This window comes from Phyllobacterium zundukense (assembly GCF_025452195.1).
Taxonomy (GTDB): Bacteria; Pseudomonadota; Alphaproteobacteria; order Rhizobiales; family Rhizobiaceae; genus Phyllobacterium; species Phyllobacterium zundukense_A.
The window spans coordinates 326,985-340,744 of record NZ_CP104970.1 but is presented as its reverse complement, the minus strand read 5'-3'; the positions used below and the strand labels follow the sequence as shown (position 1 = coordinate 340,744).

Here is a 13,760-nt window from a genome sequence, read left to right as displayed (position 1 = left end):
GCATTTCTCCACACGCCATGCGACTATTTTGAAATGGGCGACAACGGATTGGTACCGAACGCAGCCAGTTCGTAACCATGAACATTTGACCTGTAGGCAGCAACTTCAATCTGCTGGTAGAGCCCGACGAAAGGGCTCGATGCCAACACTTTTCTTTGAAGATCGCGATAGATCTCGGCCCGCTTTACGCTATCTGACACCAGCAGCGCCGCCCGGGTTTCCCGGGTCAGGTCCGGCACATCCCATGCGTTGCGCCAGGCCAGGGTTTTATTCGTGCCTTCATCGGAATTGTCGGGATTATTCGTGAAAGTGTCGGCGTTCGAGTTGGGATCCCAGTAATCTGTCCCCCAGGGTCCGATGAAGATATCGTGGGTGCGTGCGCGGTATTTCGTCAATGTCTGCTTGCCATCGCCGGGGATGATATCCAGCTTGACACCACCTTGCGCAAAAGTCTGCTGTAGCGATTCCGCAATACCGGTTACAGGCTGGGTATTGCGAACATCGATGGTGACGGAAAAACCATCTTTCAGACCTGCCTTTGCGAGCAGTTCCTTTGCTTTGGCGACATCGAGCCTGTAGGGTTTTTCGTCAAGTTCTCCCAGAATAGCCTTGGGCAGGAAGGTCTGGTGAATTTCGCCAATACCCTTGATCAGCTTGTCGCCGATCGCATCGTAGTCAACGAGATATTTCAATGCCTCACGCACTTCCGGTTTGGCAAGTTCGGTATTCTTTTGGTTGAGGCCCAGATAATAGATGGTGCCCTTCGGCACGCTGGTTGTGGCGACATCTTTGTCCTTGGTGACCTGTTCCAGATCGTTCGGCTCAAGATTGCGCGCAACATCGATATCGCCTTTTTCGAGCAGCAATCGCTGCGCGGCGCTTTCCTTGACGTGGCGATAGATCACCCGGTTGAGCGGCGATTTCGCGCCGTAGTAATTGTCGTTGCGCTCCAGCACGACGATCTCGTTGGCACGCCAATCGCGCACCTTCCAAGCGCCTGAACCGGCATAAGCTGTCCTCAACCAGGCATAGCCGAAATCATTGTTGACCGCATGTTCCAAGACGAGCTTCTTGTCGACAACCGAAGCGACGGTTGCCGTCAGGCAGTTCAAGACGAAGCTTGGCGCATAAGGCTGATCGACTGTGAAAACGAATGTCGAGGGATCGGTCGCCTTGGCCTTTTGAGCGACATTTTCCGCTGTCAGGCCGAACTGGGTCAGGATGAATGCCGGGCTCTTGTCGAGCGTGACGGACCGTTCGAAGGACCAGGCCACATCGTCGGCGGTTATGGGATTGCCGGAGGCGAATTTCAGGCCAGGCTTCAGCTTGAAGGTATAGTGCAACCCGTCGTCGGAAACGTTCCAGCTTTCGGCAATGTCGGAAATGATTTTCGAAGGATCCTTGTTATCGAGGCGGACCAATCTGTCATAGGTATTTCCGGTGATCTCCCCGGATGAGACTTCAAACGCCTCGGCAGGATCGAGCGTAATAAGCTCATCCAGCGCGAAGGCTTCGACAAGGGTATCGGCTGGCGTTCCCGCGTGCGCGGGTGGCTGGAATGAAAGGGCTGCGACAAGCGGCAGGGCAATTCTTGCCATTCCATAGGATCGCTTGAGCAACTGCGGGCGGGATACTGACATTTGAAATCCTCGTACTTTGCTGACACGGCGCGAAGAGGAAGCCGCATTTTGGTGCGGCTTCTCGAGATGGGATGAAAATCAGCTGTTCGGCAGTCCGGGAGGGTTGGTTGCAGCCTTGTCGATTGCCTCGGAACCGAGATTCCAGCGGTCGAGAACCTGCTTATATTTCCCGTTGGCGATGAGTTCATTGAGCGCTTCGGTGATGCCGTCGGCGGCACCGCTTCCCTTGCGCGTTGTCACGGCAACCTCCGCCGTGATCGGCCAGCCGCCGCTTACCGTGCCGACGAGCCTGGTCTTGCCATTGACCTTCGCCTTGTAGGCCTGGGTCGCATTTACGCTGAAAACGGCATCGGCACGTCCGGATTCGATAGCGAGGTATTTGACAGCCTCGTCATCGTAATATTGCACGTCGATCGGCTTCAAGCCATTGCCGACATTCTGCTTGTCCCAGGCAAGCAGGATTTTCTCCTGGTTTGTACCCGGATCCGTAATCACTTTCAGACCAGCGATATCCTTTGGCTCCTTGATTGATTTGATGGGTCCATCGGCTTTGACGTAGAAGCCAAGCTCATCCTTGCGATAGGTTGAGAAATCAAATTTCTCCTTACGCTGCTCGGTGACCGTGACATTGGAAATGACGGCATCGAACTTCCCCGATTGCAAACCAAGGGGCCAATCGGCCCAGGCGACTGGAACGAGAACAAGTTCGCGCCCGAGGCTATCTGCGACCAGTTGTGCGAGATCGACATCATATCCAACCACCGTCGTCGCATCTGTTGCATAGGTGCTGAGTGGAGGATTCCCAGGGTTCAGACCAATGGTGAGCTTGCCATCGCTGATAAACTTGAAGTCTTTCGAAACGGCCTCGATCGCCTTTTCGCTTTTCTCCGCCCGGACACGATCCTTTTGCTGAGGACTTAGGTCGAAATCATCGCTTGCCGTGTATCCCAGCCCTGCTGTGGCGGCAATTAAACCGCCGGCGATTGCCGATATCAGTGCTATTCTCTTGGTCATGCTTGGCCCCTTTTCAAAAGTATTGGGTGTTGGGTTGACGTCTAGGTCGTTTCCAGCCGAGTTCCAGCGCAATAGGTTCGACAAAGTCGGAAAGAATCTGTTGGTATTCGTGCGGCTGGAATTCTATGAGAGCTCAAGGCGTAGCTCCCTTGCTCAGAGAACTTTGGCCAGAAACTCGGCAGTCCGGGTGTTTGCGGGACGGTTCAGGATCTGATCGGGTGAGCCTGTTTCAATGATCTTCCCGGCATCCATGAAGATGACAGTGTCGGCAACTTCGCGGGCAAAACCGATTTCATGTGTCACAATGATCAGTGTTGTGCCGGAGCGCGCGAGCTCCTTGATGACATCCAGAACCTCGCCGACGAGCTCGGGATCGAGTGCCGATGTCGGCTCGTCAAACAACAGGACTTTGGGACGAAGCGCGAGCGCTCGTGCAATGGCAACACGCTGTTGCTGGCCGCCGGAAAGCTGCCGGGGATAGGTGTTGATCTTGTCGCCGAGGCCGACACGGGCGAGCAGGTCGCGTGCAAGGTTGATGGCTTCCGGACGGCTCAGCCGCTTCAGCGAAACCGGCGCTTCTATGATATTCTCAAGCACAGTCAGATGAGGAAAGAGATTGAAGCTCTGGAACACCATCCCAACTTCGGCGCGGCGCTTCAGGATGTCTTTCTCCTTCAGCTCATAGAGTGTCCTGCCACTCTTGCGGTATCCGACCAACTCACCGTCGACGGTGACAAAACCATCATCCACACGCTCAAGATGATTGATCGTACGCAGGAGGGTGGATTTGCCCGACCCTGATGGACCGAGAATTGCCGTGACGCTTCCGGCTTTGATATCGAGGCGGATATTGTCCAGAACCTTCAACTGTCCAAAGCTTTTTGACACGCCGTGGATTTTCACCGATCCCGGTGCGCGCCATTGCCCGAAGGTCTCCCTTTGCCCGCCGGTCTTCGGTAGTACCGGAAGTTGGCCGTGCGACCTGACCAGAGACGCAGGCGCGATTTGCGGCCGCGCCAGAATCGGTGCACCGAACAGACGGCGCAGCGTAGGGCTAAACAGCGAGACCGGCGCATTGCGCAGCGCGCCTTTGGCAAAATATCGCTCGATATAATATTGCCCGACGGAAAGGACCGTCATGATGATCAGGTACCAGACGGTCGCGACCATGAGCAACGGCACAACCTCGAGATTGCGGCGATAGATCACCTGCACCGTATAGAAGAGTTCCGGCAGGGCGAGCACGTAGACCATGGACGTTCCCTTGGCCAAACTGATGATCTCGTTGAACCCTGTCGGCAAGATGGTGCGCATCGCCTGGGGAAGGACGATCCGGAAGGCCTGCCGCCTGCGTGGGAGACCGAGAGCCGCCGCGGCCTCGAGCTGACCCTGGTCGACCGACAGGATACCACCACGGATGATTTCCGAAGAGAAGGCGGCCTGATTGAGGCTGAGCCCGATCAAGGCTGCCGCAAAGGGGCTCAAGATCGAAATCGTCGGATATTCGGCGAAGAGAATATCCGTGTAGGGAACGCCGATCCGGACGGTCGCGTAAAGGTAGCCGAGGTTATTGAGTATTAGTAGCAGGACGATGAGCGGGATGGAGCGAAGCAGCCAGATATAGGCCCAGGAGAGCCCGCCGAGCAGCGGCGATTTCGAAACCCGGGCCAGAGCCAGAGCGGTGCCAAGCGCGAAGCCAAGCACCGTCGCCAAGGCGGTCAGAAGAAGGGTTCGGGCGAGGCCAGCCAAGACGGGCGCGGCAAAAAACCACTCGGCAAAAACGCTCCAGCCCCACTTCGGGTTGGTGAGTATAGACTGTAACGTGACGACAATGACGAATGCTGCAACAAGTGTTCCGAAGAAACGCGCGGGGTACTTTGCCTTGACAATCCTGTAGTGCGTGTAGTCCTCACCTCCGCCGGAAGATTGCGGCAGAGAACGAGCATCGGAATAATCTGTCGCAATCGCCATGTTGTTGGCTCCTCTTTACAATACGTGTCATCGAGCTATCCCGGATTGGTTTGATACATTCCGGGATATAATTTTACTCGACTGATTTAGTAGTGTATAGAAGAAACAGTCAAAGATAGATGCTGCGTATCATGGGGTTTATCGGCAGCATTGTTGCAAAAATTGCTGCTTCTTGAGCATTAAATCCCATGGCGTGTCTGGCGTCAGGATTGCGATATTTTGCTCCATTCAAGCCGCATGGGTTGAAAGCTTACCGGCTTCTCCGGCCTGCGATGACGTTTGGGCTGCAAGGTGACTGATGTCTTTTTTGAAGGCCAGATGGCCATAGACTTCCGGATCAACATCGACGTCAAAGAGCGCGGTATACCCCGAACGCAGATAGAGCTGGGTCGCCTCCGGCTGCCTGAATCCGGTGGTCAGATAAATGCGCGAATATCCTTGGCGTGCTGCCTGCGCCTCCAGCTCATAGACAACCTTCCGGGCCAGTCCCTGCTGGCGCAAATCAGCGTGGGTCCAGATGCGCTTCAGTTCGGCTGTTTGCTCATCATAGCGCTTGAACGCGCCGCCGCCGATAGTCAATCCGTCACGCAACAAAAGCAGGAATGAACCGTGTGGCGGCGCAAAATATTCGGCCGGATAACGGGCTAGTTCATTGCGTGCCGGTTCGCCGAAATAGTTGCCGTAACGGCTTTCATATTCTTCAATCAACGCCTCTATAAGGGGGCGTGCCCTTTCGTCATGGGGAGTGGTGTAGACGAAAACATCAGTCATGATTGTCTCGTTTCCTTTCACAATTCAGGATGGATTCTTGGCAAGATATTCTTCTGCCAGCTTGACCCAATAGCGGGACGCCGGGGCGATGATCTCGTCATTGAAGTCATAACGCGGGCTGTGCAGTGGCGCGCTGTCGCCATTGCCTATGAAGAGGTAGCTGCCAGGCAACTCTTCCAGCATGAAAGCGAAATCCTCGCTTGCGGAAATCGGCCGGAAATTGCTCTCAACTCTCTCTTCGCCGAAGTGGGTGATGGCGACCTGACGTGCGAATTGTGTCTCGCCGGGGTGGTTGACAAGCACCGGATATCCTCTCGGATAGTCGATTTCTGCGGTCGCTCCATAGCTCTCCGCCTGTGCCTTGGCCAGGTTCGTGATGCGTTGTTTGATCTTTTCACGCACTTCCGCGCGAAAAGTCCGGATCGTCAGTTCGAGTTCGACACTGTCGGGAATGACGTTCGGTGCGATGCCCGCATGAATGGTGCCAACAGTGATGACGGCCGCATCCAGCGGATCGATGTTGCGTGCCACGATGCTCTGCAGCGCCATGATCAGGGAAGCGCTGGCGACAACGGGATCGACCGTTTCCTGCGGACGCGCTCCGTGACCGCCCTTCCCCACGATACGGATCGTCACCTTGTCAACCGATGCCATGGCGGGACCTGCAATGAAGCCGAATTGCCCCGTTGCTACGCCCGGCCAGTTGTGCAGACCAAAGACTGCGTCGCAGGGGAACCGCTCGAACAGGCCATCCTTTATCATGCGGCGAGCACCAGCGCCGCCCTCTTCCGCCGGCTGGAAGATGAGATTGAGAGTGCCGGTGAAATCTCGCGTGTCGGCGAGATAGCGGGCGCTGTTCAAAAGAATAGCGGTATGGCCGTCATGACCGCAGGCATGCATCTGGCCCGGGGTGCCACTGGCATAGGACAGGCCAGACGTCTCAGTTATCGGCAGTGCGTCCATATCTGCGCGAATGCCAAGACGCTTCGCACCTTTACCGTTCTGCAACGTACCAACCACGCCAGTACCGCCGATCCCTGTGGCAACCTCATATCCCCAGGAGCTGAGCTTGTCGGCAACGATCTGGCTGGTACGATGTTCACTATAGCCGAGCTCAGGGTGGACATGAAGGTCGCGCCGAAGTGCGATCGCCTCGTCGAGAAATCGGTCCAGGCCCGCCGCGACCTTGTCCGGATGATGCGTCATCGCTAGACAGTTTCCTTTTGAGCAATAGGCTTGGTGGCCAACGCGTCCTTTTCGGCATAGCGACTTTCGCGGAATGGAAGTCCGAGATTTTCACGCAAGGTCACTCCCGGCAGGACAGAATGGTGGTAGCCGCGGCTTTCGAGAATGGGCAGCACGGCACGCACGAAATCGTCGAGCCCTGCCGCGAGAATCTGGAAACCGAGGATGAAGCCGTCCGCAGCTTTATTGTCGATCCAGCGGATCAGTTCCTCGGCGATCTTTTCCGGCGTGCCGGTGAAGGAGTTGCGCGGTGTCGTAACTTCAAGCGCCACCTCACGCAAGGTCTGCCCCTTCGCCTTGGCGTCACGTTTTATGCGATCGGTGGTTGAGCGAAAATTGTTCTTGCCTATGTCGCCGAGTTCCGGAAACGGCGCGTCGAGCGGATAGGCACTGAAATCATGATGATCGAAGAAACGCCCCAGATAAGCCAGCGCCTCGTTGACCGTAACCAGATCGCGGATTTCGCGGTATTTCGCATCGGCCTCTTCTTCCGTTGCGCCCACGATAGGCGAGATACCGGGGAAAATCAGAACTTCATCGGGATTGCGGCCATGCGCCTTCACGCTTTCCTTGATGCGGCGGTAGAAGATCTGTGCGTCCTCTATCGGCACATGATTGGTGAAGACCCCATCGGCGTGCTTGCCGGCCAGATCAATGCCAGCATCCGAGGACCCAGCCTGGAAAACCACCGGCTGGCCCTGCGGCGAGCGGCCAATGTTGAGCGGTCCTTCCGAATTGAAGAAACGGCCGTGGTGATCCAACCTGTGCAGTTTGGACTTGTCGAAGAACTGACCGGTGACGCGGTCGCGAATGAAGGCGCCGTCATCCCATGAGTCCCAAAGGCCCTTGACCACATCGAGATGCTCTTCCGCGATCTCGTAACGAAGGGCATGGTCGGGGTGGTCGCGACCGTAATTTTTGCCCGATCCTTCGAGCGGAGATGTCACAGCGTTCCATCCGGCACGTCCGTTGCTGATCTTGTCGATCGATCCGAACTGCCGCGCGACCGTGAACGGGTCGCTGTAGGAGGTGGAAAGCGTACCGACCAGACCGAGTTTCGAGGTTGTCGCTGCCAGCGCCGACAAGATCGCAATTGGTTCGAAACGGTTAAGAAAATGCGGAATGGACTTTTCGTTGATATAGAGCCCATCCGCGATGAAGGCGAAGGCAATACCTGCGGCCTCAGCTTTTCTGGCCTGCTCCACGTAAAAGCTGAAATTGACGCTCGCGTCGGGCGGCGAACTCGGATGCTTCCAGGAATTCATGTGGCCACCAGGACCTTGCAGCATCACCCCGAACCGGACAGGTTTCTTGCTCATCTGATGTCTCCTTGATTACGCTGCAACCGCATATTGGGCCCGCGCCAAAAGTTCGATTGACGCGAGACGTCGCGCCGCATCGTTGATAGGTGTGTCGATGATGAATTCACTGATGCCGTAGCGCTCGTGCAGGTGGTCAAGATCAGCCATGACTTTGCGTGCAGAACCGCGAATGACGTTGGGAATCTTCTTCTCAATGCGGTAATCGCGCGCTCCGACCTGCCGCGCATATTCCCTGGCCTGATCGACACTGCCAACCGTCACGCTCTGCCCACCATTCACATGAACCTTGAAATGCTCAAGATTGCCCGCAAGCCACTCTGCCTCAGAATCCGTTTCCGCAGCCACAACGCCGACAGCAAGAATTGGTCTGCCGTCCGGCGCTTTCTCCCTGTAGGCATCCAGTGTCTGCCTTAAGACTTCTTGATCACCATTGAGATGGCTGGCGAACACGAAGGCCCATCCGTGTGCCGCGGCAAGTTCAGCACTGTCGACACTCGCTCCAAGCAGGAAACGCTGGGCCGAAACAACAGGCAGCGGGCTAGCTGTCACGCCCGCCAGCGGATGAACCGATGGCAGGGTATCGTCGAGAAATGCACTGAGCTGGGCGAGCTGGGCGGCAAAATCCGGCTTTTCCGGCCGCGCGAGCAGTCCTTGCAGCGCACGGGTTGAAAATGGCAAGCCGCCAGGTGCTTTCCCGACACCGAGATCGATCCGATCAGGGGCTAGAGTTGCCAGGACATTGAAATTTTCCGCGACTTTATAGGGGCTATAGTGCTGCAGCATCACTCCGCCGGAACCAATGCGGATGCGCGATGTATTTGCCGCCAGAAAAGCGATCAACACCTCAGGTGACGAACTCGCAACGCCTGACGTATCGTGATGTTCAGCGACCCAGAACCGGTGAAAACCCCATTTTTCGGCCTGTTTGGCGAGTGCCACCGTGCGTTTTAACGCAACACTCGCTGTTTCGCCGTCGAAAATCGGACTCTTGTCGAGCAGGCTGAGTGCATAACCCATTTTGAAAAATCGCCTCCGTAAGGTGAAAGCGCTCGATCGCGATCGGACGAACGCCTCGTGTCAGAGCACCCAGATTTTCCCGTCTTGGGCTCATCGTCAAAGAAAGCCTTGCTAAAATTCTGACGAACCTCAGAAATAAATCGCTCCAAGCCAGGCCGCGAAAAATCGTACACGGAGTGGAAAATACGAAAACGCTATTTTATCCGAGCGGTTGCGCCTCATCCGATACCTCCGCTCCACTTACACCGAGCGATCGTCTCCAAATCAGACTAGCGATCCCCGCCATGTCTGCTGCGCAACCCGCCCTGGCGAGCAAGGCACCGTTGCCTTTTCGCTAAGGCATGTTTACGAGATGGTAAGCAAAATTAGATCGATATATTTATTTACTCAAGCCTGACGCAACCGTAGCTTCCCTGCGGAACCTAAGCGGAAGGACCTCACTCCGATCTTCCAGTAGTTGATGGGAGTAAGGCCGTGGCATTTCGCAATCGAAGAGAAACATTTGAAAAGCGGTTCCACGCTAGAGCCCCTATTTGGCGATGACATGCTGACGAAGAGCAGACTGGTTCTTTTTCACGCGTCAGCAAATTTGAGCCCGATCGAGCGGTTTGCGTTTCCGGTCGATTGGGCTTTGTTGTTTCGAGCTTCAGGTTCTTGGAACACAATTGCTGAAATCTGTGTTGCAGCCAAGTCGTCTCGCGAGGGACGGCAGAGGCTCGGGCATCTGTCATCCGAGCCCAAGGAGGGCGTCGGGCCTCACCCTAATTCAAAAGACTTAATACCGGAACGATCGGTCGACCGTGGTGGTTTGATCTTGGTCGAAGTGCTCACGAGCTCCGGCAAGAGGCCCGACGTCTCACCCTGAACATTGTTGTCGGTTGCGGCCAGCAGCCACGCACCTTCCCCTGCGGCCAGAGTCTCTAATGTCTGCGCGGTCAGCGGCGACCAGCCACCGCCGGTGCTCACATAAAGGGTGTCAGATCTTCTCTCCTCGATCGCAGCCAGGCTGAGGGCGCGTTGATCGCCGCCTCCGTTACACAGATCCGACGAGCGTCGTTCATTCCAAAACGGAAGAGCACCTTGGCCCGCCGGTTGAAAAGCCATGCCACTCCGGACCGCGCTCCTCCCAACCGATGACAGTGCCATCCTCGTCGACATGCCTCTCGACACCATGGTTGGTCTGGCAACTGAAGGCATGACCATGATTTGCGTTACGCACGAGATGGGCTTTGCCCGCCAAGTCGCCGATCGCGTCGTATTCATGGACAAGGGCGCGATTGTTGAACAGGACACACCCGAGGGATTCTTCTCCGCCCCGAAGAGCGATCGTGCTCGGGAGTTTCTGCGACAGATCATTCACTAGCGCCTCGCAATACTCGTTGTAACACCCTGCTACCAAGACTCTGGGAGAATATGGTCACGACCAGCGAAGCCCTGAAGCTCGCCTTAGCAGCCGGGATCGATCCCGAGGCCGCGCTGCGCGTCCTCAACGCGGCGTCGGGGCGGTCGATGATCAGCGAAGTACATTTCCCCACCTGGATCATGTCGGACAAGTTCGACAGCGGGTTTTCAATGGGACTGATGAGGAAGGACGTCCGTCTTGCGAGTGAACTGGCGGCCCGGACGGGGGCCGACCTGCCGATGGCCGAGCTCGTCGCGAAACTTTGGTCCACAACGACGGATCTAAAGGACACCGACGACTTTACGCGCATGGGCGCATTCCAATCCTCTTCAAACTAAGGACAGATATTATGGGCAACGCAGATATCATCCGCGATCCGGGTCCGCGCATCCACGAAATCCTCAAGGGTTTCGTCGGGACGGAGGAGATCGGCAGTTTCGTCAACGGCGAGATAGTCCTTGGTTCGGGTGAAGAATTGACCTTGACCGATCCGTCGAGTGGCAAACCGTTCGCGACGTTCAAAGACGCCGACAAGTCGGTGATCGACGGCGCCATGGACGCCGCCGCCAGCGCGCAGCGTGAATGGATGAAGCTCACTGCATCCGGCCGTGGGCGGGTGATGAACGAGATCGCGCGCAAAATCCGCGAACGTTCCACCGACATTGCTGAAATCGAAAGCCGGTCGGCCGGTCGGCCGATCCGTGACACTCGTGGCGAAGTCGTCAAGGTCGCGGAAATGTTCGAATATTACGCCGGATGGTGCGACAAGTTGCATGGCGACGTCATTCCCGTCCCTACATCTCACCTCAACTACACGCGCCAGGAACCCATCGGTGTCGTCGTACAGATCACGCCTTGGAACGCACCGTTGAACACCGGTGGATGGCAGATCGCTCCCGCCATCTGCGCCGGCAACGCGGTCGTCATCAAGCCGTCCGAGTTGACGCCCCTCAGCACTATCATTTTGGGACTTCTCTGCGAACAGGGCGGGGCGCCCCGAGGTCTGGTGAACGTTATCGCCGGGCAGGGCGTGACCGCAGGTCAAGCAGCGGTAACTCACTCCAAGACAGGCCTCGTCGTGTTCGTCGGATCTGCCCATGCCGGTGCGCTGATCGCGGCTGCGGCAGCCAGGAACGTGGTGCCGTGTATTCTTGAGCTCGGCGGCAAATCGGCCAATATCGTGTTCGGCGATGCGGATGTCGACCGAGCTATCCTTGGCGCTCAGTCCGCGATCTTCGGCGGCGCGGGACAAAGTTGCGTAGCGGGCTCAAGGCTGCTCGTCCATCGTTCCATCCACCAACAGTTCGTCGAACGGTATACGGCTGCAACAGAGAAGATTCCCGTCGGCGATCCTTATCTCGATACGACGCAGATCGGCCCGATCAACAATCTCCGCCAATGGAACAAGATCAGCGAGATGGTTCAGCAGGGTATCGGTGAAGGCGCGCATCTCGCGACCGGCGGTCGCAAACCCCAGCAGCTTGAGGAGACGGGCGGCTTCTATTTCGCGCCGACGATCCTGGACAACGTCTCGCCTGATGCGACAATCTCGAAGGAGGAGGTCTTCGGACCGGTTGTAGGCGTGACGCCGTTCGACACAGAGGAAGAAGCCATCACCTTGGCCAACAACAATCCATACGGACTGGCCGGGGCTGTTTGGAGGCAGAACGTTGCGCGCGGGCACCGTGTAGCTTCGCAGGTTCGGGCGGGGACGTTCTGGATCAACGGTTACAAAACCATCAGTGTAATGTCGCCCTTCGGCGGTTTCGGCAAGAGTGGCTATGGCCGCTCCAGCGGTAGGGACGCGCTACTTGCGTATACGCAGACCAAGAGCATTTGGGTCGAGACCGCGGCCGAACCGACTGTTACGTTTGGCTATTTCGCAGGCTGATTGACGAAGGGCCGGCTATTGGCCGGCTCTTCTCTTTTTTTGGGCACTCCGCTGCTCGCCCTATGGGAAACTCAATCCTGGCGAGGCAGTTGATGTTTCTTTCGGTGTTCGGCCTTTACAAAATTCGAATCGATATTGAGCTCCCACACCATGGGGCCGATGACGGCGGCAACCCGTTTTCTCGACGAAGTGAAGAACGGTGACTGGCCCCGCGCCTCCGGGTCGTCCTGAGTATATTTTCGACCCGGATCTCGACCTCGTCATGGACCGAAAGACTGCTTGCCGGGGCACCCCAATGGCATGGCGTTCGAGGCGCGGCACGGAGACGTCCGCGTTCTTTTGCGCCGCGTTTATTATTCGATGGGCGGAGGCTCGAAGGCAACACGCCGTACTCGACCTCGAAGACGGTGACCGGGACCATAAGGAATTGCGCGCGGCATAGCCGTTTCTAACACTCCGATCACCAAGATTCGCGGAAAGGCCGCAATTCCGTCAAGAACGACCAGGCGGAACGTGGCTGGTGAGTGACATGCCAGACCTCTTCCGCGATGTCGGATGGCTGGATGAAAAAGTCATCCGGCTTGTCCGCGAACCGGGCGCGGGTCCAAGGCACGTCGATGACCGCATCGATCATCATGAAGGACACGTGCACGCCCCTAGGGCCCATCTCTCGGGCAATGGACTCAGTCAGAACCCGCTGCGCTGCCTTGCTTGGGGCAAAACCGGCAAAGGCGGCCTTACCGCGATAGGCAGCGGTGTTGCCTGTCACCAGCAAGGCTCCGCCCCCTGCCGCCTCCATCCGTGGTGCAACCCACCTCGCAAGGTGCAGCAGCGCCATGACATTGATTTGAAAATTTTGCTGAAGGACTTCCGGCTCGATGTCGAGGAAGTTGCCGAAAGCTCCGCCAACAGCGTTGTGAACCACCACTTTTGGCACACCGGCACGTTGCTCGATGCTGGCAAGGGCCGCCGCGAGTGCCGCGGGGTCGGCAACATCGCAGGGGACCGCGAACGCATTCGGAAGTTCGCTCTCAAGATCGCTCAAACGCCCGGCGGTGCGTGCAAGCATGGCGACCTTGTACCCGCCGTCGTGGAACCGCCGAGCGATGGCCGATCCGGTACCCGGCCCGACGCCGGTGATGATTGCAAGCGGGCTCATGCGGGGCTCCTTTGAAGCAATCGTCGTTGTGCTAAATGTTTATCGTCCTTGGCCGGCTCCGCCCTTGGTCGAGTAGGGCCGGCCTCCGGCTCGAAAGTCGGTCATTTGGTAAGTAGAAACAGATCACACCCAGGCCAAGGTTGATGCGCCCGCTTAGCCGGTGGCGACTTGTTTATCCAAGCTTCAAAGCCGACAGCCGCCGATCACCATTTTCACGTCTCACCCTGCATGATGATCATCATCCTGTCCACCCCCGATATACAAAAAATCGATTTGGGCCGAGGCCCCGTCGATGACTGGGCAAGGTACGGATGGGGCCTTCGACTGG

General features: G+C 57.0%; 10 protein-coding genes and 3 pseudogenes. 4 read left to right on the top strand and 9 right to left on the bottom strand.

The genetic code is table 11. The features are described from left to right. Positions 1–23: 23 nt before the first annotated feature. The 8 genes and pseudogenes from N8E88_RS03450 to N8E88_RS03410 form a co-directional block, all read right to left on the bottom strand. Positions 24–1,598 carry an ABC transporter substrate-binding protein gene (locus N8E88_RS03450; protein ID WP_262291077.1) on the bottom strand — a complete coding sequence of 525 codons (1,575 nt, stop codon included), beginning with the start codon at positions 1,596–1,598 and terminating at the stop codon, positions 24–26. 120 nt (positions 1,599–1,718) lie between these two features. Beyond that, positions 1,719–2,654, bottom strand: coding sequence for an ABC transporter substrate-binding protein (locus tag N8E88_RS03445; RefSeq protein WP_262290678.1), 936 nt, complete (start codon positions 2,652–2,654; stop codon positions 1,719–1,721). A 153-nt stretch (positions 2,655–2,807) separates the two neighbouring features. Beyond that, positions 2,808–4,625, bottom strand: a complete 1,818-nt coding sequence (locus N8E88_RS31460; protein ID WP_315975189.1) for an amino acid ABC transporter permease/ATP-binding protein — start codon at positions 4,623–4,625, stop codon at positions 2,808–2,810. Positions 4,626–4,853: 228 nt separating this feature from the next. After that, entirely contained in the window at positions 4,854–5,396 is a 543-nt protein-coding gene (locus tag N8E88_RS03430) for a GNAT family N-acetyltransferase (RefSeq protein WP_262290677.1), read from the bottom strand. 24 nt (positions 5,397–5,420) lie between these two features. Then, a complete protein-coding gene (locus N8E88_RS03425) occupies positions 5,421–6,602 on the bottom strand; it encodes a M20 aminoacylase family protein (RefSeq protein ID WP_262290676.1) in 1,182 nt (393 codons plus the stop codon). A 2-nt stretch (positions 6,603–6,604) separates the two neighbouring features. Continuing rightward, complete coding sequence (locus N8E88_RS03420) at positions 6,605–7,960, bottom strand: LLM class flavin-dependent oxidoreductase (RefSeq protein WP_262290675.1); 1,356 nt, start codon at positions 7,958–7,960, stop codon at positions 6,605–6,607. 15 nt (positions 7,961–7,975) lie between these two features. Further along, the gene (locus tag N8E88_RS03415) at positions 7,976–8,980 is read right to left on the bottom strand and encodes an LLM class flavin-dependent oxidoreductase (RefSeq protein ID WP_262290674.1); all 1,005 of its coding nucleotides are present in this window, start codon (positions 8,978–8,980) and stop codon (positions 7,976–7,978) included. Between the two features lie 855 nt (positions 8,981–9,835). Beyond that, positions 9,836–10,139: pseudogene (locus tag N8E88_RS03410) on the bottom strand (DUF3991 domain-containing protein); the annotation flags it as partial. Between N8E88_RS03410 and glnQ the strand changes: the two are divergent. From glnQ to N8E88_RS03390, 4 genes and pseudogenes are all read left to right on the top strand, one after another. Continuing rightward, positions 10,128–10,343 (top strand): annotated as a pseudogene (glnQ, locus tag N8E88_RS03405) (glutamine ABC transporter ATP-binding protein GlnQ); the annotation flags it as partial. The pseudogenes N8E88_RS03410 and glnQ sit on opposite strands and share 12 nt — an antisense overlap. Before the next feature lie 50 nt (positions 10,344–10,393). Further along, a complete protein-coding gene (locus N8E88_RS03400; RefSeq protein WP_315975188.1) occupies positions 10,394–10,720 on the top strand; it encodes an NAD-binding protein in 327 nt (108 codons plus the stop codon). Positions 10,721–10,731: 11 nt separating this feature from the next. Then, entirely contained in the window at positions 10,732–12,273 is a 1,542-nt protein-coding gene (locus tag N8E88_RS03395; RefSeq protein WP_262290673.1) for an aldehyde dehydrogenase family protein, read from the top strand. A 92-nt stretch (positions 12,274–12,365) separates the two neighbouring features. Beyond that, positions 12,366–12,657 (top strand): annotated as a pseudogene (locus N8E88_RS03390) (serine dehydratase beta chain); the annotation flags it as partial. 76 nt (positions 12,658–12,733) lie between these two features. On the opposite strand, the gene N8E88_RS03385 reads toward N8E88_RS03390, so the two are convergent. Next, positions 12,734–13,432 (bottom strand): SDR family NAD(P)-dependent oxidoreductase, encoded by a 699-nt coding sequence (locus N8E88_RS03385; protein WP_262290672.1) that lies wholly within the window; start codon positions 13,430–13,432, stop codon positions 12,734–12,736. Positions 13,433–13,760: the final 328 nt, after the last annotated feature.